Origin of the sequence: Erwinia sp. 198, from assembly GCF_003937915.1 — a bacterium.
Classification (GTDB): Bacteria; Pseudomonadota; Gammaproteobacteria; order Enterobacterales; family Enterobacteriaceae; genus Erwinia; species Erwinia aeris.
Genome location: NZ_RHUM01000006.1, coordinates 221,373 through 243,262, shown reverse-complemented (window position 1 = coordinate 243,262; position 21,890 = coordinate 221,373). Strand labels below are relative to the sequence as shown.

19 protein-coding genes are annotated in these 21,890 nt (G+C 55.7%); 2 read left to right on the top strand and 17 right to left on the bottom strand.

Features of this window, described 5'->3' with window-relative positions; all coding sequences use genetic code 11:
• Positions 1-251: 251 nt before the first annotated feature.
• The 17 genes from accA to rpsB all read right to left on the bottom strand — a co-directional run bounded on the left by accA (position 252) and on the right by rpsB (position 19,853).
• Positions 252-1,211: an acetyl-CoA carboxylase carboxyl transferase subunit alpha gene (accA, locus tag EGK14_RS10810; RefSeq protein ID WP_125289105.1), complete on the bottom strand. Its 960-nt coding sequence runs from the start codon at positions 1,209-1,211 to the stop codon at positions 252-254.
• 12 nt (positions 1,212-1,223) lie between these two features.
• Positions 1,224-4,706 (bottom strand): DNA polymerase III subunit alpha, encoded by a 3,483-nt coding sequence (gene dnaE / locus EGK14_RS10805; protein ID WP_125289104.1) that lies wholly within the window; start codon positions 4,704-4,706, stop codon positions 1,224-1,226.
• A gap of 22 nt (positions 4,707-4,728) precedes the next feature.
• Positions 4,729-5,340, bottom strand: coding sequence for a ribonuclease HII (rnhB, locus tag EGK14_RS10800; protein ID WP_125289103.1), 612 nt, complete (start codon positions 5,338-5,340; stop codon positions 4,729-4,731).
• Complete coding sequence (gene lpxB / locus EGK14_RS10795; protein WP_125289102.1) at positions 5,340-6,479, bottom strand: lipid-A-disaccharide synthase; 1,140 nt, start codon at positions 6,477-6,479, stop codon at positions 5,340-5,342. The genes rnhB and lpxB overlap by 1 nt, the downstream gene beginning before the upstream one ends.
• A gap of 3 nt (positions 6,480-6,482) precedes the next feature.
• On the bottom strand, positions 6,483-7,271 hold the full coding sequence (gene lpxA / locus EGK14_RS10790) for an acyl-ACP--UDP-N-acetylglucosamine O-acyltransferase (RefSeq protein WP_125289101.1): 789 nt from the start codon (positions 7,269-7,271) through the stop codon (positions 6,483-6,485).
• 3 nt (positions 7,272-7,274) lie between these two features.
• Positions 7,275-7,730: a 3-hydroxyacyl-ACP dehydratase FabZ gene (gene fabZ, locus EGK14_RS10785; RefSeq protein ID WP_024965665.1), complete on the bottom strand. Its 456-nt coding sequence runs from the start codon at positions 7,728-7,730 to the stop codon at positions 7,275-7,277.
• A gap of 171 nt (positions 7,731-7,901) precedes the next feature.
• The gene (gene lpxD / locus EGK14_RS10780; RefSeq protein WP_125289100.1) at positions 7,902-8,924 is read right to left on the bottom strand and encodes a UDP-3-O-(3-hydroxymyristoyl)glucosamine N-acyltransferase; all 1,023 of its coding nucleotides are present in this window, start codon (positions 8,922-8,924) and stop codon (positions 7,902-7,904) included.
• 3 nt (positions 8,925-8,927) lie between these two features.
• Positions 8,928-9,425 carry a molecular chaperone Skp gene (skp, locus tag EGK14_RS10775; protein ID WP_125289099.1) on the bottom strand — a complete coding sequence of 166 codons (498 nt, stop codon included), beginning with the start codon at positions 9,423-9,425 and terminating at the stop codon, positions 8,928-8,930.
• Between the two features lie 160 nt (positions 9,426-9,585).
• Complete coding sequence (bamA, locus tag EGK14_RS10770; RefSeq protein ID WP_125289098.1) at positions 9,586-11,988, bottom strand: outer membrane protein assembly factor BamA; 2,403 nt, start codon at positions 11,986-11,988, stop codon at positions 9,586-9,588.
• 53 nt (positions 11,989-12,041) lie between these two features.
• A complete protein-coding gene (gene rseP, locus EGK14_RS10765; protein ID WP_125289097.1) occupies positions 12,042-13,391 on the bottom strand; it encodes a sigma E protease regulator RseP in 1,350 nt (449 codons plus the stop codon).
• Between the two features lie 8 nt (positions 13,392-13,399).
• Positions 13,400-14,254, bottom strand: a complete 855-nt coding sequence (cdsA, locus tag EGK14_RS10760; protein ID WP_125289096.1) for a phosphatidate cytidylyltransferase — start codon at positions 14,252-14,254, stop codon at positions 13,400-13,402.
• Positions 14,255-14,272: 18 nt separating this feature from the next.
• Positions 14,273-15,025, bottom strand: coding sequence for a (2E,6E)-farnesyl-diphosphate-specific ditrans,polycis-undecaprenyl-diphosphate synthase (gene ispU, locus EGK14_RS10755; protein WP_125289095.1), 753 nt, complete (start codon positions 15,023-15,025; stop codon positions 14,273-14,275).
• Between the two features lie 170 nt (positions 15,026-15,195).
• Entirely contained in the window at positions 15,196-16,398 is a 1,203-nt protein-coding gene (gene ispC / locus EGK14_RS10750; RefSeq protein ID WP_125289094.1) for a 1-deoxy-D-xylulose-5-phosphate reductoisomerase, read from the bottom strand.
• Positions 16,399-16,522: 124 nt separating this feature from the next.
• Positions 16,523-17,080, bottom strand: a complete 558-nt coding sequence (gene frr, locus EGK14_RS10745; protein WP_125289093.1) for a ribosome recycling factor — start codon at positions 17,078-17,080, stop codon at positions 16,523-16,525.
• A 118-nt stretch (positions 17,081-17,198) separates the two neighbouring features.
• Positions 17,199-17,924: a UMP kinase gene (pyrH, locus tag EGK14_RS10740; protein ID WP_125289092.1), complete on the bottom strand. Its 726-nt coding sequence runs from the start codon at positions 17,922-17,924 to the stop codon at positions 17,199-17,201.
• A 145-nt stretch (positions 17,925-18,069) separates the two neighbouring features.
• Positions 18,070-18,921, bottom strand: coding sequence for a translation elongation factor Ts (tsf, locus tag EGK14_RS10735; protein WP_125289091.1), 852 nt, complete (start codon positions 18,919-18,921; stop codon positions 18,070-18,072).
• 206 nt (positions 18,922-19,127) lie between these two features.
• On the bottom strand, positions 19,128-19,853 hold the full coding sequence (gene rpsB, locus EGK14_RS10730) for a 30S ribosomal protein S2 (protein ID WP_125289090.1): 726 nt from the start codon (positions 19,851-19,853) through the stop codon (positions 19,128-19,130).
• Positions 19,854-20,182: 329 nt separating this feature from the next.
• Here rpsB and map point away from each other — a divergent pair, with 329 nt between their 5' ends.
• Together map and EGK14_RS10720 are read left to right on the top strand one after the other, a co-directional pair.
• On the top strand, positions 20,183-20,977 hold the full coding sequence (gene map, locus EGK14_RS10725; protein WP_125289089.1) for a type I methionyl aminopeptidase: 795 nt from the start codon (positions 20,183-20,185) through the stop codon (positions 20,975-20,977).
• Between the two features lie 385 nt (positions 20,978-21,362).
• A complete protein-coding gene (locus EGK14_RS10720) occupies positions 21,363-21,854 on the top strand; it encodes a hypothetical protein (protein ID WP_125289088.1) in 492 nt (163 codons plus the stop codon).
• The last annotated feature ends 36 nt before the right edge of the window (positions 21,855-21,890 follow it).

The following is a 21,890-nucleotide window of genomic DNA, read 5'->3' as shown; positions in this document are numbered from 1 at the left end:
AGACGAAGCAATACGGTAAAAGACGCTTTGGCTGCAAAACAGCCCTTGCCGGGTGACGCAACTTTAAGCGCTTTTATCAGGACGTTTCTCTTTTCGTTTACGGGGGTTGCCATGCTGCCATCGCACGGCCCGTTAAGTTACCGTAACAGCCCTTTTCTGTGCCCAATAAAAAAGCGGGCCCTGAACGCTCCGCTGCCTTAACTCAGACAACGCATTGTTCAGAACCCGCTCTTTCTGCGATCGGATGGCTATCAGGCGTAGCCGTAGCTCATCAGACGCTGATAGCGACGGTCCAACAGCTCTTCTTTGCTTAGCTCGTCCAGCTCGGCCAAATCGGCCAGCAGCTGCGCCTTCATCGAAGCGCCAATCGCCAGCGGATCGCGGTGCGCGCCGCCCAGCGGCTCCGGGATCACCGAATCGATCAGCTTCAGCTCTTTCAAACGCGGAGCGATAATGCCCATTGCTTCTGCGGCCAGCGGCGCTTTATCCGCGCTTTTCCACAGAATTGACGCACAGCCTTCCGGCGAAATCACCGAGTAGGTGCTGTACTGCAGCATATTCACTTTGTCGCCGACGCCAATCGCCAGCGCGCCGCCGGAGCCGCCCTCACCGATAACGGTACAGATAACCGGAACGGTCAGGCCGGACATCTCACGCAGGTTACGTGCGATAGCCTCAGACTGCCCGCGCTCTTCCGCGCCCACGCCCGGATAAGCGCCCGGCGTATCGATAAAGGTCACGATCGGCATATTAAAACGCTCGGCCATTTCCATCAGGCGTAGCGCCTTACGGTAACCTTCCGGCGCCGGCATGCCAAAGTTACGACGGATCTTCTCTTTGGTCTCGCGGCCTTTCTGATGACCGATGATCATCACCGGCCGGCCTTCCAGGCGAGCAATGCCGCCGACGATAGCTTTGTCGTCCGCATAAGCGCGATCGCCAGCCAGCTCGTCGAAATCGGTAAAGACATTACGGACATAGTCCAGCGTATAAGGACGCAAAGGATGACGCGCCAGCTGCGCGATCTGCCATGCACCTAAATCGGAGAAGATTTTCCGGGTCAGCTCGACGCTTTTTTCGCGCAGACGCTGGATCTCTTCATCCAGGTTAATATCCAGTTTTTCATCCTGACGGCCAACCGACTTGAGCGAGTCAATTTTCGCTTCAAGTTCTGCGATTGGCTGTTCGAAATCCAGGTAATTAAGACTCATAATATTCCTGTTTTAGTCAAACTCCAGTTCCACCTGCTCCGACCCGATCAGCGACCGCAGGTCGTTTAATAAACGGTCGCTGGGCGATACGCGCCACGCTGCGCCGAAGCGCAGCCTCGCCCGCGCATCCTCTCTCTGATAGTAGAGATGAACCGGAATAGTCCCCGAACGATAAGGTTCCAGAGACTGGCGGAGACGGTTTAAAAGCTGGTCATCAATTTGCCTGTCCGTCAGCGAGATAGCAAGCCCGCGAGCATATTTTTCACGGGCTTCATCAATGTCCATCACATCGCGAGCGGTCATTTTAAGCCCGCCGCTGAAGTCATCGAAGCTGACCTGTCCGCTGACGATCAGGATACGGTCTTTTTCCAGCAAATGCTGGAACTTATCAAGTGCATCGGTGAATAACATCACTTCCAGACGACCGGATCGGTCGTCCAGCGTACAAATACCGATACGGTTTCCGCGTTTTGTTACCATTACGCGAGCCGCCACCACCAGACCTACGGCCATGGTCATTTTGCCACGTTCGGTCGGGTGCATGTCTTTCAGGCGCATTCCTCCCACGTAGCGCTCGATCTCTTTCAGATACTGATTAATCGGGTGCCCGGTTAAGTAAAGCCCTAGGGTTTCTCTTTCGCCATCCAGCCTGACCTGCTCCGGCCACGGCGTCACGTCGGCGTAGGATTTTTCAATCTGTTCCGGCTCATCGGCCAGCACGCCGAACATGTCTGCCTGGCCAATAGCCTCGGCTTTGGCGTGTTGATCCGCCGCTTTCAGCGCATCGTTCAGCGCGCTCATCAGAGCCGCGCGGTGCGGCCCAAGCCGGTCAAACGCGCCGGACATAATCAGCTTTTCCAGCACGCGCCGGTTAAGCTTTTTGGTATCGGTGCGCGCGCAAAGATCGAACAGTTCCCGGAAGTAGCCGTCTTTATTACGCGCTTCCAGAATCGCTTCGATCGGGCCTTCGCCCACGCCTTTGATCGCGCCGATACCGTATACGATTTCGCCGTCGTCATTCACGTGGAACGGATACAGCCCGGCGTTGATATCCGGCGGCAGGACTTTCAGCCCCATCCGCCAGCATTCGTCCACCAGGCCAACCACCTTCTCGGTGTTATCCATATCGGCCGTCATGACCGCCGCCATAAACTCAGCCGGATAGTGCGCCTTCAGCCACAGCGTCTGGTAGGAAACCAGCGCGTAAGCGGCAGAGTGCGACTTGTTAAAGCCGTAACCGGCGAACTTCTCCACCAGGTCGAAGATTTTTATCGCCAGCTCACCGTCGATGCCGCGCGCTTTCGCGCCGTCTTCAAAGCCGCCGCGCTGCTTGGCCATTTCGACCGGATTCTTTTTACCCATTGCACGACGCAACATATCCGCGCCGCCGAGGCTGTAGCCCGCCAGCACCTGCGCAATCTGCATTACCTGTTCCTGATACAGGATAATGCCGTAGGTTGGTTCCAGCACCGGCTTCAACGACTCATGCTGCCACTGAATGTCAGGATAGGAAATCGCTTCGCGGCCGTGCTTACGGTCAATAAAGTTATCTACCATGCCCGACTGAAGCGGGCCAGGGCGGAACAGCGCCACCAGTGCGATCATATCTTCAAAGCAGTCCGGCTTCAGACGCTTGATCAGATCCTTCATGCCGCGCGATTCAAGCTGGAACACCGCCGTGGTTTCCGAGCGCTGTAGCATATCGAAACTTTTCTTGTCATCAAGCGGAATCGCCGCGATATCGACAGGCGGCTCGCCGTGCTTCTTGCGACGGGCGTTAATCATCGCCAGCGCCCAGTCGATAATGGTCAGCGTACGCAGCCCCAGGAAGTCAAACTTCACCAGTCCGGCGTATTCCACATCGTTCTTGTCGAACTGGGTAACCGGATGGTTACCGTTTTCGTCGCAGTAAAGTGGCGCAAAGTCGGTGATTTGCGTAGGCGCAATCACCACGCCGCCCGCATGTTTACCGGCGTTACGCGTGACGCCTTCCAGCTTGCGCGCCATATCGATCAGCGCTTTGACTTCCTCGTCGGCCTCGTAAATTTCCGGCAGCTGCGGCTCGGCCGCAAAGGCTTTTTCCAGCGTCATGCCCGGATCGGGCGGCACCAGTTTAGAGATCCGATCGACAAAACCGTAAGGATGCCCCAGTACGCGGCCCACATCGCGGATCACCGCTTTCGCCGCCATCGTACCAAAGGTGATAATCTGTGAAACCGCCTTGCGGCCGTACATTTCGGCCACGTGCTCAATGACCAGATCGCGTTTTTCCATGCAGAAGTCGACGTCAAAGTCGGGCATGGAAACACGTTCCGGGTTAAGGAAGCGTTCGAACAGCAGGTCGAACTCCAGCGGATCGAGGTCGGTAATTTTCAGCGCATAGGCCACCAGCGAACCGGCACCGGAGCCACGGCCCGGCCCGACCGGCACGTTGTTATCCTTCGACCACTGGATAAACTCCATCACGATCAGGAAGTAGCCGGGGAAACCCATCTGGTTGATAACGTTCAGCTCGATTTCGAGGCGCTCGTCATATTCCGGCCTTTTTTGCGCGCGCACTTCCGGGTCGGGGAACAAAAACTCCAGCCGCTCTTCCAGCCCCTCCTTCGATTTCATTACCAGAAAATCTTCGGTGGTCATATCGCCGGTCGGGAACTGCGGCAGGAAGTATTCACCCAGGCGAATAGTAACGTTACAGCGCTTAGCAATTTCCACGCTGTTCGCCAGCGCTTCCGGGATGTCCGAAAACAGCTCGCACATCTCATCGACGCTGCGCAGATATTGCTGAGGACTGTAGAGGCGTGGCCGTTTGGGATCGTCCAGCGTGAAGCCGTCGTGGATGGCTACGCGGATTTCATGCGCGTCGAAATCGTCCTCTTCCAAAAAGCAGACTTCATTGGTCGCCACGACCGGGATACCTTCGGCCGTGGCCAGCTCAACGGCGGCGTGCAGCCAGGATTCTTCGTCAGGTCGACCGGTGCGGATCAGCTCCAGATAGTAGCGATTAGGGAAATATTGTTTATAGAACGCCAGGCATTCGGCCACCTGCGTCTGGTTGCCGCGCAGCTGCATCTTGCCGACATCGCCCCGGCGTCCGCCGGAAAGCAGGATCAGGCCTTCGTTCAGCTCAATCAGCCAGTCGCGATCGATGGTCGGGCCGGCCGCCCCATAGCCGCGCTGATAGGCGCGCGAAATCAGCAGGGTAAGATTCTGGTAGCCGGTGTTGGTCGCGGCCAGCACGGTCAGCTGCGACAGCTCTTCGCCCATTGCCTCGCTGGCAACGTTGAAGTCCGCGCCGATAATTGGCTTCATGCCCTGACCGTGAGCCGTGCCGTAAAACTTCACCAGCCCGCAAAGGTTGGTAAAGTCGGTAATGGCTATTGCGGGCATACCCATCGCCGCCGCTTTTTTCACCAGCGGGGCAGTCTTGGCTAGCCCATCCACCATGGAGTAGTCGCTGTGTACGCGTAAATGAACAAAACGAGGTTCGGCCATCTTTAATCCTGCTGAAAACTTGTTATCGAGCCGCAGCGAGCACTTCGGCGTCCAGCAGCGCATTGCGCACCGGCGCGAAGCTGCGGCGATGATGTGGCGTAGCGCCGTGCAGCGCCAGCCGCGCCATATGCAGCGCCGTTGGGTAGCCCTTGTGCTGGGCGAAGCCATACTGCGGGAACAGAAGATCCAGCTCGGCCATTTCCCTGTCGCGCGTGACTTTAGCAATAATCGACGCGGCGCTGATTTCCGCCACCAGGCTGTCGCCTTTAACCACCGCCTGCGCGGGCATCGGCAGCGCCGGGCAGCGGTTGCCGTCGATCAGCACAAAATCCGGTACGATCGCCAGTCCCGCCACGGCGCGCTGCATCGCCAGCATGGTGGCGTGCAGAATATTCAGCTGGTCGATTTCTTCCGGCTCCGCGCGGCCCAGGCTCCAGCTTAACGCCTTCTCTTTGATCTCATCGAACAGCGCCAGACGGCGTTTTTCCGACAGCTTCTTCGAGTCGGCCAGGCCAACGATCGGTTTCGCCGGGTCGAGGATAACCGCAGCGGTCACGACCGCGCCGACTAACGGGCCACGGCCTACTTCATCCACGCCAGCAATCAGGCTGGCCTGGGGATAGATAAAACTCATTAACACAGCTCCAGTACGGCGGCGGCGGCCTGCTCGTCGGCATTCCAGCGAATTTGGTGATGCAGTTCGGTAAAGGTCGCCAGCAGGCGATCGCGGGCTTCGCCCTGCGTCAGCAGCGGTTCCAGCGCGGCCGCCAGCTGTGCCGGCTGGCACTCATCCTGCAACAGCTCTTTCACCAGCTCACGACCGGCTAACAGATTTGGCAGCGAGACGTAATCGGTTTTCACCAGGCGTTTCGCCAGCCAGAAGGTAAAGGGCTTCATGCGATAGCCCACCACCATCGGGCATTTCGCCAGCATACACTCCAGCGCCGCCGTGCCGGAAGCCAGCAGCGCCGCATCGCTGGCGATCATCGCCTGACGGCCTTTGCCATCCAGCAGATGCATCGGCAAATCGGGCGCGACTTCCGCTTTTATTTTTTCGAACTGCTCGCGACGCCGTGGATTCACCAACGGCACCACGATTTCAAGATTGGGCCACCTGGCGCGCAGCAGCACCGCGGTGCGCAGAAAATCAGCGCTGAGCATTTCTACTTCCGCATTGCGGCTGCCCGGCAGCAGCGCCAGGCAAGGCACCGCTTCCGCAATGCCCAGCTCCAGCCGCGCGGCGCGCTTGTCCGGCTCGATCGGCATCGTATCGGCCATTGTATGACCAATAAAGCGGCAGGGAACGTTATAGCGATCGTAAAAGGCTTTTTCAAAGGGTAGAAACGCCAGCACCAGATCGGTCGAGCGGCCAATTTTGAAGACGCGCTTCTGTCGCCACGCCCATACGGACGGACTAACGTAATGGATGGTGCGGATCCCACGCTGCTTCAGGCGCCCTTCGAGCGTAATATTAAAGTCTGGCGCATCGATGCCGACAAAGACATCCGGTTTAAGCTCGCTGAATCGCTGCGTCAGATCGCGGCGGATCTTCAGCAGGCGCGGCAGGCGTTCCAGCACTTCCACGACGCCCATTACCGCCAGCTCTTCCATTTCGTACCAGGCTTCACAGCCTTCAGCCTGCATCAGCGGCCCGGCTACGCCGACAAAGCGCGTATCCGGGTGCTTGCTCTTCAGGGCGCGGATCAGCCCGGCACCAAGAATATCGCCGGAGGTTTCTCCGGCGACGAGGGCTATCGTTAATGGCTGAGGCATGGCTTAACGGATCAGACCCCGGGTTGAACGGGCAAAGAAATCGAAGAACGGCTGCACTTCAGGATGTTCGCGAGCGATGTCGGCGATTTCCGGCTTCGCTTCGTCCAGCGTTTTACCGCTGCGGTAAAGTACCTTATAGGCGTTGCGGATCGCGTGCAGCGCTTCTTTACTGAAGCCGCGACGCTGCAGGCCCACCAGGTTGATGCCGAACGGCGTGGCGTGGTTGCCCTGCGCGATCACGAAAGGCGGAACGTCCTGAGCAACGCCGGAACAGCCGCCAACCATAACGTGCGCGCCGATAATGCAGAATTGATGAACGGCTGTCATTCCGCCAATAATGGCAAAGTCATCCACGGTGACGTGACCGCCAAGCGTAGCGTTATTGGCAAGAATGCAGTGGTCGCCAATCACGCAATCGTGCGCAACGTGCACGTTAACCATCAGCAGGTTATCGCTGCCGACTTTGGTCAGGCCGTCCGCCTGCGAGGTGCCGCGATGGATGGTGACGCTTTCACGGATGCTGTTGCGATCGCCAACCTCCACACGAGTCGGTTCGCCAGCATATTTCAGATCCTGGTTGACCTCGCCGATGGACGCAAACTGGTAAATCGTGTTGTCTTTACCAATTTTCGTATGCCCATTGACGACCACGTGCGATTTCAGCACGGTGCCTTCGCCAATCTCGGCGTTAGCGCCGATAAAGCAAAACGGGCCAATGTGCACGCGAGCGCCAATGATGGCGCCCTCTTCAATCACTGAACTGGGGTGGATAACAGCAGTTTCATCAATCACGAATTACGCCTCCCGGCTGCGCGCACACATCATGGTTGCTTCGCAGACAATTTTACCGTCAACGGTCGCCACGCCTTTAAAGCGGGTCAGACCACGGCGGGTTTTCTCGAAGGTGACTTCCATAATCATCTGATCGCCAGGTACGACCGGACGCTTGAAGCGGGCTTCATCGATGCCGGCAAAATAGTACAGCTCGCCCGGCTCAAGTTTGCCCACGCTTTTAAACGCCAGAATACCGGTCGCCTGTGCCATGGCTTCTAAAATCAGCACGCCTGGAAAAATCGGTTTACCAGGGAAATGGCCCTGGAAAAACGGTTCGTTGACCGATACGTTTTTTACCGCACGCAGAAACTTATGTTCCTCAAATTCCAATACGCGATCGACCAGCAGAAACGGATAGCGGTGCGGCAGTAGTTCAATAATCTCTTCAATTTTCAGAGTATGAGTTTCAGTAGTCAAAATACTCTTCCTGTCCTAAAAATTCTGATGGCATCAATAACACGGCCTGCAACGAGAGCGTCGTCCGCAGGCCGCAAATCAGTTTCCGTGCACCAGCCTTCCATGCTTAGCATTCTTTTTATATTCCACAAGGTGCGGCGGAATAGTGAAGGCGGTTCAACAACCAGACGCTCACTCCGCGCTGACTTTACGCTCAACAGCTTTTAAGCGCTTGCTCATCTCATCGATGTTCATGACCAGCGCGGCGGTTTTACGCCAGTTTTTATTCGGTTGCAGCGGGATCCCGGACGAGTATACCCCAGGTTGAGTGATTGGTCGCATAACCATTCCCATCCCCGTGACCGTCACTTTGTCACAAATTTCCATGTGGCCGTTGATCACGCTGGCGCCGCCAATCATGCAGTAGCGGCCGATTTTCAGGCTGCCCGCCATGATTACGCCGCCTGCTACCGCGGTATTGTCGCCAATCACCACGTTGTGTGCAATCTGGCACTGGTTGTCAATGATAACACCATTCCCAATCTGAGTGTTATCCAACGCGCCGCGATCGATAGTGGTACAGGCGCCGATCTCAACGCGATCGCCGATAATTACCGTGCCCAGCTGCGGGATTTTCACCCAGTTGCCGCGATCGTTCGCATAGCCAAAGCCGTCCGCACCGATAACGGTGCCGGACTGGATCAGGCAGTTTTCGCCGATCTGTACTTCGTGATAGACGGAAACGTTGGCCCACAGGCGCGAGCCTGCGCCAATACGGGTGTTTTTACCAATAAAGCAGCCGGCACCAATCACCACGTTATCGCCCAGCTCTACGCCGGATTCGATAACGGCGTTCGCGCCGACGGAAACATTTTTACCCAGCTTTGCCGTGGCGTCGATAACTGCGCCTGGCGCAATATTCGTCGCTGGCTGCGGCGTGGTGTCCAGAATCTGCGCCATACGCGCATAGGTCAGGTAAGGGTCTTTCACCACCAGAGCAGCACTCTGGCAAAATTCTACGTCCGCCGCCTGCAGCACCACGGCGGAAGCCTTACAGGCTGCCAGCTGTTCGCGATAGCGGCTGTTGGAAAGAAAGGTGATTTGACCGGATTGGGCGGATTGCATAGAAGCAATGCCGGAGATGACGATATCGCCATCTCCGTGCAAATCTGCATCCAACTGCTGGGCTAAATCAGCCAGTCGAATTGAAGACATTGATTATTTAACCTGTTTCAGAACATCAGCAGTGATGTCTTTGGATGAGCTGGCATAAGCCACGGCGTTGGCATCGACCACGACGTCGTAACCTTCGTCAGCCGCAACTTTTTTCACTGCATCCTGAATACGGCTCAGGATCTTGTTACGCTCTTCTGCCTGACGGCGACGGTTATCCTGCTCGAAAGCCTGCGCTTTGCTGGAGAAGGTTTCACGCTGCGCCATAACGTCTTTTTCCAGACGGCTGCGCTCGCTTGCTTTCATGGTAGAACCGTCACGCTGCAGACGCTGCATTTTGGTTTGCAGATCGCGTTCCATTCCCTGCAGTTCAGTCGCACGGCCTTTAAACTCATTTTCAAGCTGTTTCGCAACTGTCGCACGCGCCGGTAACTGTTGGAAAATGCTGGAAACGTTTACCACTGCAATCTTGTCAGCGGCCTGAGCGCCGGCGGAAACTGCCAGAGCGAGAGAGAGGCCTGCGGCACACAACAACTTTTTCACTATAAACTCCTTACCATCAACGTTTGTGTCCAGGACACATGTGTTGCGCGTTTAGGCAGCGCGAGGCTGCCAGTGAACGGCGCGATACTCACGGTGTCACACCGCGAGCGTTGAGAAAAGTCAGACAGCGCTTTCCTCAAAGTTTGCAAAGCGTAGCAGCTTACCAGGTTTTACCGATATTAAACTGGAACTGTTCGGCTTTATCACCATCATATTTCTTGAACGGCTGAGCGTATGAGAAGACCAGCGGCCCCAGTGGTGACATCCACTGCAGCGCCAGACCGGCCGACATACGAATATTGCCCGGCTCGCTGTAGTCCGGAATTCCTGCCGCACGCGTTTCTGCGGTATTTTCCCATGCGGTATCCCACACGGTACCGGCATCAACGAACAGCGAGGTACGCACGGAATTCGCATATTTCTCGCTAAGGAACGGCGTTGGTGTGATCAGCTCGGCGCTGGCTGTCGCCATCGCGTTACCGCCGACCGCATCGTTGGAATCACACAGCGTTCCCGTTGAGCAGGTGCTGGAGTTGTTATTGTAGTAAGCCGCCTTCGGACCAATGGTGTTGGAGCGGAAACCACGTACGGTGCTTGAGCCACCCGCATAGAAGTTCTCGTAGAACGGCAGTTCTTTGCCGCTCAGTCCATCACCATAGCCTACACGACCACGCCCCAACAGCACCCACGTACGATCCTGGTTCAGCGGCAGATACTGCTGCGTATCCAGCGTCGCTTTGTAGAAGGCGTTATCAGAGCCTGGAATAGTGATTTTACCATTCAGGTTGGTACGGTTACCCGAGGTCGGGAAGAAGCCGCGATCCAACGTGTTGTATGTCCAGCCGTAGTTGAACGTGAAGTCGTCTGCGGAATAGTCAGCGTCTTTGTTCAAATCCGGGTTCTGATCCATGGAGCGCAGATAACGGAACATGGCGATCTGCGGCTGCATGTTAGACAGGTCGTTATGGACATAGCCCAGACCCACGCGCAGCGTATTGTTCTCGTTAACCGGGAAGCCCAGCGTACCGTCCAGACCATAGCTTTTGTTGGTATAGTCAGACAGATCCGCGTCATCCGCTTTAAAGTCGTTATAGAAGACGCGACCGCCCAGGCTGACGCCGTCGACCGTAAAGTACGGATCGGTCAGCGAGAATTCAGCATAGGTCTGGTAATCGTTTTTGGTGCCGCTGATGCCGACGGTATTACCCGTGCCCAGCCAGTTTTCCTGCGTAACGCCGACCTGGAAGCTGACGCCGCTTTCCGTACCGTAACCCACGCCGAAGTTAAAGGTACCGGTGTTGCGTTCTTTGACCTTGTAGACCACGTCTACCTGATCGGGAGCACCAGGCACGCGCTGCGTATCGGTTTCCACCGTTTCAAAGTAGCCAGTACGATTCAGGCGCTCTTTGCCCTGCTCGACCAGATCGCTACCCAGCCACGCGCCTTCCATCTGACGCATTTCGCGACGCAGTACGGAATCTTTCGAGGTATCGTTGCCTTCAAAACGCACTTTACGCACGTAGTAACGGTTGCCCGCATCCACGTTAACGTGCAGCTTCACGGTTTTATCCGCGTCGTTGATTTCCGGCTGCGTCATGACGCGCGGATAGGCATAACCGTAGCGACCGAACATCTTCTTGATGTCATCTTCCATTTTGGTGACTTTGGCACCGTTATAGAGTTCGCCCGGCTGAATTTTAGACAGGGATTCAACTTCCGCAGAGTGTCCCGCCATGCTGCCGTTCACCACCACGCCGGAAAGCTTGTACTGCTCGCCTTCGTTAATATTGATGGTGATATAAATGCCTTTTTTATCCGGCGTCAGGCTGACCTGCGTGGAGTCGATATTAAAGCGCGCATAGCCGCGATCCAGATAGAAGCTGCGCAGGGTTTCCAGGTCGCCCGCCAGTTTCTGTTTCTGATACTTACGGTCGCCGACCAGGTTCCACCACGGCACTTCATCACGCAGCTGGAAGCGCGAGATCAGCTCGTCCGAGCTGAAGGCTTTATTGCCGACCACGTTGATCTGCTGAATTTTCGCAGACACGCCTTCGGTAAAGACCAGCTTCAGATCGACGCGGTTACGCGGCAGCGGTGTGACAACGGCCTTAACGCTGGCGCTGTATTTACCGACGCTGTAATAGAAATCCTCCAGCCCTTTCTCGATAGTCGAGATAGTGGTGCGATCCAGGGCTTCGCCCACACGCACGCCGGACGCTTCAAGGTTCTGCTTGAGCATGTCATCCTTCACCGCTTTGTTGCCGGAGAAGGTGATGCTGGCAATGGTCGGACGCTCTTTCACCTGAACGATCAGCGTGTTGCCGTCGCGCAGAACCTGAACATCTTCGAAGTTCCCGGTCGCAAAAAGGGCGCGGATGGTATTACTGAGATCATCATCGGAGACGGTATCTCCTACGCGGACAGGCATACTGAGCAATGCCGCCCCGACGGCGACTCGCTGCAGGCCTTCGAAATGGATATCCTTCACCACGAAGCCGTCTGCCGCGTATACGGTGGCGCTGCTAAACAGCAGCGACGCTATGAGCAACTTTTTCATCGCCATCGTTGTTATGCATTCTTCCTAACTGGTTCTCGCATCAGGCAGGTTCAACCCTGTCAGAGACGCGAGAAATCATTGAATAGTGCAAGCCCCATTAACAGCACCAGCAAAACCGAGCCAATGCGATAACTGAAGTCCTGAACTCGCTCAGACACCGGCCCACCTTTGATCTTTTCGATCGCCAGAAACAGCAAATGTCCACCATCTAATACCGGCAAGGGGAACAGATTGATAATCCCGAGATTCACGCTGATTAGCGCGAGAAACATCAGGTAATAAATCAAGCCATATTCCGCCGACATCCCAGCACCCTGGGCGATAGAAATCGGCCCGCTGAGATTGTTCAACTTCACTTCGCCAACTATCAGCTTGCCCAGCATCGTCACCGTCAGCTTCATGAGCTGCCAGGTTTTGACGCTGGCCTCGCCAACGGCCGCAAACGGCCCATACTGACGAACCGTTTTGTATTCGTCCGGCAGCGGAACAATGCGTGGGATCACGCCCGCAAACCCTTCCGCTTTATTGCCCGGCTTAACATCCGGCGTCAGCGTCAGGGCCACTGATGCGCCCTGTCGCTCGACTTCAACCGTTAGTGGCCTGCCGGGATTATCGCGAACCTCAGCGACAAACTGCTGCCACTGCGCCAACGGCTGACCCCCGACTTTAACGATCCTGTCGCCTGCTTGCAAACCCGCTCTGGCCGCAGCGGAGCCGGACTGGATTTCCGCCAGCACGGTTTCGACCTGCGGACCGCGAGGATGAATGCCCAGCGACGCGACCGGATCCTCTCTGTCAGGCGCGAAATGCCAGTTACGCAAATCAAGCCGGACGTCCTGAACCTGGCTGGTGCCGAATGGCGCCACGCTGAGCGTAGTCTGCTGGTCGCCAATTTTCGCTACCAGCGCCATCCGCACAGCTTCCCAGTCAGGCGTTTCGATACCGTCAACGGCCTTAAGTTCCATTCCAGGCGCAATTTGCGCCTCGGCTGCCTGCGAACCGCTCACTATTTCACCAACCACCGGCCGTACGCCAGGTACGCCGATGATAAAAACCAGCCAATAGGCAAAGATGGCAAACAGGAAATTAGCCAGCGGGCCGGCGCTGATAATAGCGGCGCGCTGCGCGACGCTTTTATTATTAAAGGAGAGATGGCGAAGCTCCGGCGGCACGCTTTCGACGCGTTCATCGAGCATTTTAACGTAGCCGCCCAGCGGGATCAGCGCGATAACATACTCGGTGCCCTGGCTGTCGCGACGTCGCCACAGCGCCTTGCCAAAGCCGACGGAGAAGCGTTCGACCTTGACACCGCAGCGGCGCGCCACCCAGAAATGACCAAATTCATGCACGGTGATCAGAATGCCCAGCGCAACGATAAAGGCCCCAAGGCTCCAGAGTATACTCAACATAACGTCCCTTATAGCGTGCCGAAAGCCAGCAACAGCAGGCAGGCGAATACCGGCACCGCCGCCGTCAGGCTATCGATACGATCCAGAATACCACCATGACCTGGAATAAGCTGTCCGCTGTCTTTGATGCCCGCTTCGCGCTTGAACATGCTCTCGGTCAAATCGCCCAATACGGAAGCCAGCGTGGCGACAATGGAACAGGTCAACAGCGTTACAGGCGATACGCTCAGCGGTGCCCATAGCCCGAACAGCCAGGCGATAATACCCGTAGTGACCAGGCCGCCAAAAAAACCTTCCCAGGTTTTACCCGGCGAAACCTTTGGTGCCAGCTTGTGTTTGCCAAACAGACGACCAAACATGTAGGCCCCGGAATCCGCGCCCCATACCAGAAACAGCACGTAGAGCAGCCACCAGGCACCGGCAAAATGGTCGCTGTCGTAATGATACTGGCGCAGCGCCACCATGCCCCAGAAGAAGGGCACAATGGTCAGAATACCAAACAGCAGGCGTAAAGCGCGGGACGAGCGCCACAGCGCCGCCGATACGGGGTAGGTCAACACCAGCAGCAGCGCGACTATCCACCAGCCCAGCGCCGCCCAAAGCGAGCCCGCAATAAGGGGAAGATGAACAGGATGGTAAGCAGGCAGCGTAAACGTCATGAACGCCAGCAGCAGTCCGCACAGCACCGCGAGCCAGACGCGCTGAGAGCCGGAGGCCAGACCAGCAAACTGCCCCCACTCCCAGGCCGCCAGCATACAGATAGCCAGCGTGACGATAGCAAAACCGGCAGGCGGCAGCAGAAACAGCGCCGCAATCACAATCGGGATAAGTATCAATGCGGTAATCAGGCGTGACTTCAGCAAGGATTACCCCCAGTGCGCTCAGGCGCCGCCGGGTGCTGCGCCGCCAAAGCGACGCTCTCGTTGTGCAAACGCATTCAGTGCACCTTCAAAAACTTGTTCATCAAAATCAGGCCAGAGAACATCGGTAAAAAAGAACTCCGCATAGGCAACCTGCCACAGCAAGAAGTTACTGATTCGATGCTCTCCCCCTGTCCTTATTACCAGATCCACAGGAGCCAGATCGTTGAGACAAAGATGCTGGGCGAGGGTTTCTTCCTCGATCTGATCCGGACGAACCAGACCTTCCTGCACCTGTTCTGCAATTTTCCTGACGCTATGAATAATATCCCAACGTCCGCCATAATTCGCGGCAATGTTCAGGGTAAGTCCATTATTTTGCTGAGTCAGTTCCTCGGCGCGCCGGATACGCTCCTGCAAACGAGCGTTAAATCGGCCCGTATCGCCAATAATTCGCAGGCGTACGTTATGCTTATGGAGGCTTTTCACCTCGCTGTCCAGAGCCCACATAAACAGCTCCATCAGCGCCATCACTTCCTGCGGAGGACGGTTCCAGTTTTCGCTGCTGAAGGCATACAGGGTCAGCGCATCCAGCTTATTGCTGACGGCAAAGCTTACCGCGCGACGCACGGACTTTACGCCCGCTTTATGGCCGGTAATGCGCATTTTCCCCTGGTTCTTGGCCCAGCGGCCATTGCCATCCATAATGATGGCCACGTGGCGGGGATTTTCTCCCGACTGGTCATCGGTTTTTATTTGATTTTCGGACGACATAACGCGTAATTATTTCCTTTAATCAGAAATACGACGGTTTCTGAAATAGTTTGCCCGCTTGACGTAAAAAAGCCGTGTCGGCCACGGCAGCTATCGCTGTATTGCTACGTCGCTTTAAGGACGGGCGCAGATTGTAACACCTCCACCCCTGCCCCACAAACGCGCGCTGGTTAGCGTGCGGTTGGAAAACGCGACAAACAGGTTTTCGCCGTAGCGCGCGCGCGCCTGTCGATATCCAGCACCGCCTCCACGCTCTCCGGCTCGCGGCAGGAAAGCGTTTCGAGAACGCTCATATTCACTCGCGCAATGTCGGTAAAACGGATTTGCGCATCCAGAAAAGCGGCAACGGCAATCTCATTAGCGGCGTTCAGCGCGGTCGTCGCAGCCTGTCCTGTTTTACAGGCGTCGATAGCCAGCTTGAGGCAGGGATAACGCGCGTAGTCCGGCTCGGCGAACGTCAGGGCGCTCATGCGGGCAAAATCCAACGGTTTTGCACCGGACTGCACTCGCTGAGGCCAGGCCATCACGTGAGCGATAGGCGTACGCATATCCGGCGACCCCATTTGCGCCAGCACGCTGCCGTCGCGGTAGCGCACCATGGAATGGATCACCGATTGCGGATGCAGCACCACTTCCATCTGCGCGTCGGTCGCGTTAAACAGCCAGCGGGCTTCAATATATTCCAAACCTTTATTCATCATGGTGGCCGAATCGACGGAGATTTTTCGCCCCATCGTCCAGTTCGGATGCGCGCAGGCCTGATCCGGCGTCATCTGCGCCAGGTCCGCCAGCGGCGTTTCACGAAAAGGGCCACCCGACCCCGTAAGAATAATGCTGTCAATGCCATTATCTTGTAGAGAAGCGTATCCTAACTGGCGCTGGAGGGAAGCGGGCAAACTCTGAAAAATGGCATTATGCTCGCTATCAACCGGCAGCAGCTGCGCTTTAAATTCGCTTACCGCCTCCAGAAACAGCTGGCCGCAGGTGACCAGCGACTCTTTGTTAGCCAGCAGGACGGCCTTACCGGCACGTATGGCCGCCAGCGTCGGCAGCAGGCCTGCCGCGCCGACGATCGCCGCCATAACCTGATCCACGTCGTCCAGCGCGGCCAGATCGCAGGCTGCCTGTTCGCCGCTCAGCACCTCGGTCGCCACGTTCAGCTCTTTCAACCGCAGCCGTAACGTGCTGGCGGACTTCTCGTCGGCCATGGCCGCATAAGCCGGCCGGAAAGCGAGACACTGTTCCGCCATCAGCCCGACGTTATGCCCGGCAACCAGCGCCTTAACGGCGAACAGATCGGGATTCGCTTTAATGACGGCCAGCGTGCTGGTACCGATTGAACCGGTGGAACCGAGAATGGTCAGTTGCTTCATGAAGGTGCTCTGTGTAGTGACCTGCGACGATAAGTCGCCAGCCAGGGAATTAAATGCAAAACGCCGTAAGACTACCCCCCGAAGAAGGCAACCTGTACGGCGTTAAGTCACGGCGCGGATCGACTCAGAAGTCCATCAGCTCCGCTTCTTTTTCTGCCAGCGCGGCATCGACTTTCTTGATGAACACGTCGGTCATTTTCTGGATATCATCCTGAGAACGACGCTCTTCATCTTCGCTGATTTCTTTGTCTTTCAGCAGCGCTTTCACCTTATCGTTGGCGTCGCGACGCACGTTACGTACGGAAACGCGACCCTGCTCGGCTTCGCCGCGCACGATTTTGATCAGATCTTTACGACGTTCTTCCGTCAGCGCCGGAAGCGGCACGCGAATATCGCTGCCCGCTGAGCTTGGGTTCAGGCCCAGGTCAGAAGCCATGATCGCTTTTTCAACGGCCGCGCTGATCGAGCGGTCAAATACGTTGATTTTCAGCGTGCGGGAATCTTCTACGGTTACGCTGGCCAGCTGACGCAGCGGCGTGGCGGAGCCGTAATAATCGACCATGATGCCGTCAAGAATACTTGGCGACGCGCGGCCGGTACGAATTTTGCTGATGTGGTTCTTAAATGCTTCCAGGCACTTGTCCATGCGCGTTTCAGCATCTTTTCTGATTTCGTTAATCACGTTGTAACCCTTGAATTCTGGTTAACCTGACAGGCCCGGCAGAGCCTGTTAGCTATCTGTTAGCGTGCGTAACGCACTACAAAGGCAGAATATACCTTATTTTATGTGCTAACGGACATTATTGCGTAATCAGGGTGCCTTCTTTTTCACCCATCACTACGCGGCGCAGCGCGCCCGGCTTGTTCATATTGAAGACGCGGATCGGCAGTTTATGGTCGCGGGCCAGCGTAAAGGCGGCCAGATCCATGACTTTCAATTCACGTTCCAACACTTCGGTGTAGCTCAGCTGATCGTACATCGTGGCGTCCGGATTTTTTACCGGATCGTCAGAGTAAACGCCGTCGACCTTGGTCGCTTTCAGCACGACATCCGCTTCGATTTCGATGCCGCGCAGGCAGGCCGCCGAATCCGTAGTAAAGAACGGGTTGCCGGTACCGGCGGAGAAGATCACCACGCGGTTGTTGCGCAGCAGGCTGATCGCTTCTGCCCAGCTGTAGTTGTCACATACGCCGTTCAGCGGAATAGCCGACATCAGACGAGCATTCACGTAGGCGCGGTGCAGCGCGTCACGCATCGCCAGACCGTTCATTACGGTTGCCAGCATACCCATGTGGTCGCCCACAACGCGATTCATGCCGGCCTGTGCCAGGCCCGCACCGCGGAACAGGTTGCCGCCACCGATAACCACACCTACCTGAATACCCAGCTCAACCAGTTCCTTCACTTCCTGAGCCATACGATCCAGCACGCTGGCGTCGATGCCGAAGCCATCCGCGCCTTGCAGAGCTTCGCCGCTCAGTTTCAGCAGGATACGTTGATAAACAGGTTTTGCATTGGTCGCCATGGTTTTTTTCCTGGAAGCAGTATTGAGGAGTTAAATCTGCGCTATCATCCCGCGAGTAGTGAGAAAATGCTATTGGGATGAGACTGAAAATTGCCGGATACGGCAGATAAAAAAGAACCGCCGGATGGCGGTTCTGGTCAAACGATTAAGACTGCTTGGACATTGCCGCAACTTCTGCTGCGAAATCGGTCTCGGCTTTCTCAATGCCTTCGCCCACTTCAAAGCGGATGAAGTTAACCACGTCAGCGCCCTGCTCTTTCAGCAGCTGGCCAACGGTTTTAGACGGGTCGATCACGAAAGGCTGACCGGTCAGAGAAACTTCGCCGGTGAATTTCTTCATGCGGCCTTCAACCATTTTCTCTGCGATTTCTTTCGGCTTACCGGACTGCATCGCGATATCCAGCTGAACCTGGTATTCTTTCTCTACCACGTCCGCAGAAACGTCTTCTGGCTTAACGAATTCTGGCTTGCTTGCCGCGACGTGCATCGCCAGCTGCTTAACCAGCTCTTCGTCAGCGTTGGTTGCAGAGATCAGTACGCCGATACGCGCGCCGTGCAGGTAGCTGCCCAGCACATCGCCTTCCAGGGTCGCAACGCGACGAATGTTGATGTTTTCGCCGATTTTAGCAACCAGCGCAACGCGCTCTTCTTCGAACTGCGCTTTCAGCACTTCAACATCGGTGATTTTGCCGGCAACAGCCGCATCCAGCACCTTGTCAGCGAACGCCTGGAAACCGCCGTCTTTAGCAACGAAGTCGGTCTGGCAGTTAACTTCCAGGATCACGCCGTAGTTGCCGTCGATTTTGGTTTTGATCACGCCGTCAGCAGCCACGTTGCCTGCTTTTTTCGCCGCTTTGATCGCGCCAGATTTACGCATGTTCTCGATCGCCAGCTCGATGTCGCCGCTAGCTTCGGTCAGCGCTTTTTTACAATCCATCATGCCAGCGCCAGTGCGCTCGCGCAGTTCTTTTACCAGAGCAGCAGTAATTTCAGCCATTCTCGAATCCTCGGTTAGCTCAGCACCTGCCCGGTTCGCCTGATGGCGCCACAACAGATGCCTGTTTCTCGGGAGAAATATTGCCCCGCCGATGGGTCACCAGCGGCAAAGCGAATTCAAAATAAAGGGGCCAATAAAGGCCCCTTACAGATTAACATCTGATTTTACCCTGACGGGTATAAGGGCTCTCTGTGGAGCAAACCTTATTACTCAGCTTCAGCGAAGCTTTCTTCTGCCTGCTGAGCCAGGTCCTGAGAGCGGCCTTCACGTACGGTGGTAGCCACAGCGTTCAGATACAGGCTTACAGCACGGATTGCATCGTCGTTGCCTGGGATGATGTAGTCAACGCCGTCTGGATCAGAGTTGGTATCAACGATAGCGAAAACCGGGATGCCCAGGTTGTTTGCTTCTTTGATAGCAATGTGTTCGTGGTCAGCATCGACAACGAACAGCGCGTCTGGCAGGCCGCCCATGTCTTTGATACCGCCCAGGCTGTTTTCCAGCTTGGCCAGTTCACGAGCACGCATCAGCGCTTCTTTTTTGGTCAGTTTGTCAAAGGTGCCATCCTGAGACTGAGTTTCCAGATCTTTCAGACGTTTGATGGACTGACGAACGGTTTTCCAGTTAGTCAGCATACCGCCTAACCAGCGATGGTTTACGAAGAACTGGTCGCAGCTCAGCGCAGACTCTTTTACCGCTTCGCTTGCAGCGCGCTTGGTACCAACCATCAGAATCTTGCCTTTACGGGCAGCGATTTTGTTCAGTTCAGCCAGAGCTTCGTTGAACATTGGTACGGTTTTTTCAAGGTTGATGATGTGAACTTTGTTACGAGCGCCGAAAATGAATGGCTTCATTTTTGGGTTCCAGTAACGGGTCTGGTGACCGAAGTGTACACCAGCCTTGAGCATGTCGCGCATGGAAACAGTTGCCATGATTACCTCTGTAAATTGATTGGGGTTAAGCCTCCATGTATCCCATACGACCGACCTCTCAGGCCGCTTACGCAGCGCTTAAGGCACCCCGGCGTACGTGTCGATACATGTGTGTTATTTACACATAGTGAGAGTTATGCGTTTCTCTGCAATCTTGCCCACAGAGAATCGTCGGCGCGCTTTATATCATAAAGACGCAGGCGAAGCCAATGATTGTTCGCTTTACCCGCCGCGCCGTAAACGGGAATTGGCAGCGGCCAGGTGGGCTGCTAACATTGCTGCACTTCCTTTATTATTGTCGAAAATAGCGACAGCTGCGGACTAAATTAATGGCAATTACAATCAAAACCCCTGAAGAAATCGCGAAAATGCGCGTAGCCGGTCGCCTGGCGGCTGAAGTGCTGGAAATGATCGAAGAGCACGTCAAGCCCGGCGTCAGTACCGGCGAACTCGATCGCCTGTGTCATGACTATATCGTTAACACCCAGCAAGCCGTTTCGGCCAGCCTGGGCTATCATGGCTTTCCTAAATCCGTTTGCATCTCGGTCAATGAAGTGGTGTGCCATGGGATCCCAAGCGATGACAAAATCCTGAAGGATGGCGATATCGTCAATATCGACGTAACGGTTATTAAAGACGAATATCACGGCGACACCTCTAAAATGTATATCGTCGGCAAACCGACTATCCAGGGCGAACGCCTTTGTCGCGTAACTCAGGAGAGCCTCTATCTGGCGCTGCGTATGGTTAAGCCAGGGATCCGCCTGCGCACTATCGGTCGCGAAATCCAGAAATTTGTTGAAGCACAGGACTTTTCCGTAGTACGCGAATATTGCGGTCACGGCATCGGCAAAGGTTTTCATGAAGAGCCGCAGGTGCTGCACTATGATGCGGACGACGGCGGCGTGGTGCTACAGGCCGGTATGGCCTTTACCATCGAGCCGATGGTTAACGCAGGCGATTATCGCATTCGCAGCATGAAAGACGGCTGGACGGTGAAAACCAAAGACCGCAGTCTCTCCGCCCAGTATGAGCACACCCTCGTGGTGACGGAAACCGGCTGCGAGATTATGACGCTGCGTAAAGACGACACGATTCCGGCAATCCTGACCGCCGACGCCTAATCTCTGTGAAACAACCCGGCAGGCAGCTTTGCTGCCGGGTCAAAAGCCTTGCTTTTCTCACCCCAGACCTTACTTCACCGTTCTTGCTGCCTGCCTACCGGGGTTTTCTATCCAGCCCAGGGTTTACGAACACTTTTTTTCATTGGACCTGATTAACCTTGTGGTTGTAAATTGCTCAAGACATGAAAAGTGTAGGGGCATTATCCCGTAGCCTTTCTGCAGGAAGCCGTTAATTTACACAGGGAGATCAAGCAAATGGAAAAGCCATTCCTTTTAGCGCAAACAGTTAATAATGATTTGGGACGCCGTGGAAATTGTGGAGGCCTGTGCCTCTGCTCTGTGGCCGCACGCTGGCCAGAGGAGGAAACGAATCAAGGAGGCAGCTATGGGTTACGCGCTCAGGGATGCACCTTTGAATAACGCCGATCGTGAACCCGGACTGCCTGCGCTGCGCTCTTCAGGCGGCGACGGAGGAGGAGGCATGACAGAGAATATCGAACCGCGAGTAAGGAAGCTTGAAAACGATGTCGCCGTAATCAGCCACAATCTGGCTGTGCTTACCGTGCGTTCCGAGAGTTTCGCCACCCACGCCGATGTCGCGAATATTCGCACTGAAATGGCGACAATGCGCGGCGAGCTCAAGGAGGAAATGGCCTCGTTAAGAGGCGAGCTGAAAGGCGACATTGTCTCCTTGCGGGGCGAGCTGAAAGGCGACATTGTTTCGTTGCGTGGCGAGCTGAAAAGCGACATCGTGTCGTTGCGGGGTGAAATTCACGAGACGTTACAGAAAGCTATCAACAAGCAAACCGTTCTGTTGCTGACAATTATTCCCGCCACGCTTGCCGCTATTGCCGCCGTTGCGGCCTGGTTTAAATAGCGCTCTGTTCGTTCTCTGACCGCCGACAGTGAGGCA

Bases quoted from the DNA above. Each gene is read 5' to 3' on its own strand.
- ispC (WP_125289094.1), bottom strand. From the start codon at position 16,398: ATGAAGCAACTGACCATTCTCGGTTCCACCGGTTCAATCGGTACCAGC.
- bamA (WP_125289098.1), bottom strand. From the start codon at position 11,988: ATGGCGATGAAAAAGTTGCTCATAGCGTCGCTGCTGTTTAGCAGCGCC.
- lpxB (WP_125289102.1), bottom strand. From the start codon at position 6,479: ATGCCTCAGCCATTAACGATAGCCCTCGTCGCCGGAGAAACCTCCGGC.
- rnhB (WP_125289103.1), bottom strand. From the start codon at position 5,340: ATGAGTTTTATCTATCCCCAGGCCAGCCTGATTGCTGGCGTGGATGAA.
- rpsB (WP_125289090.1), bottom strand. From the start codon at position 19,853: ATGGCAACTGTTTCCATGCGCGACATGCTCAAGGCTGGTGTACACTTC.
- ispU (WP_125289095.1), bottom strand. From the start codon at position 15,025: ATGTCGTCCGAAAATCAAATAAAAACCGATGACCAGTCGGGAGAAAAT.
- dnaE (WP_125289104.1), bottom strand. From the start codon at position 4,706: ATGGCCGAACCTCGTTTTGTTCATTTACGCGTACACAGCGACTACTCC.
- EGK14_RS10720 (WP_125289088.1), top strand. From the start codon at position 21,363: ATGGGTTACGCGCTCAGGGATGCACCTTTGAATAACGCCGATCGTGAA.
- rseP (WP_125289097.1), bottom strand. From the start codon at position 13,391: ATGTTGAGTATACTCTGGAGCCTTGGGGCCTTTATCGTTGCGCTGGGC.
- lpxD (WP_125289100.1), bottom strand. From the start codon at position 8,924: ATGTCTTCAATTCGACTGGCTGATTTAGCCCAGCAGTTGGATGCAGAT.
- tsf (WP_125289091.1), bottom strand. From the start codon at position 18,921: ATGGCTGAAATTACTGCTGCTCTGGTAAAAGAACTGCGCGAGCGCACT.
- map (WP_125289089.1), top strand. From the start codon at position 20,183: ATGGCAATTACAATCAAAACCCCTGAAGAAATCGCGAAAATGCGCGTA.
- pyrH (WP_125289092.1), bottom strand. From the start codon at position 17,924: ATGGCGACCAATGCAAAACCTGTTTATCAACGTATCCTGCTGAAACTG.
- accA (WP_125289105.1), bottom strand. From the start codon at position 1,211: ATGAGTCTTAATTACCTGGATTTCGAACAGCCAATCGCAGAACTTGAA.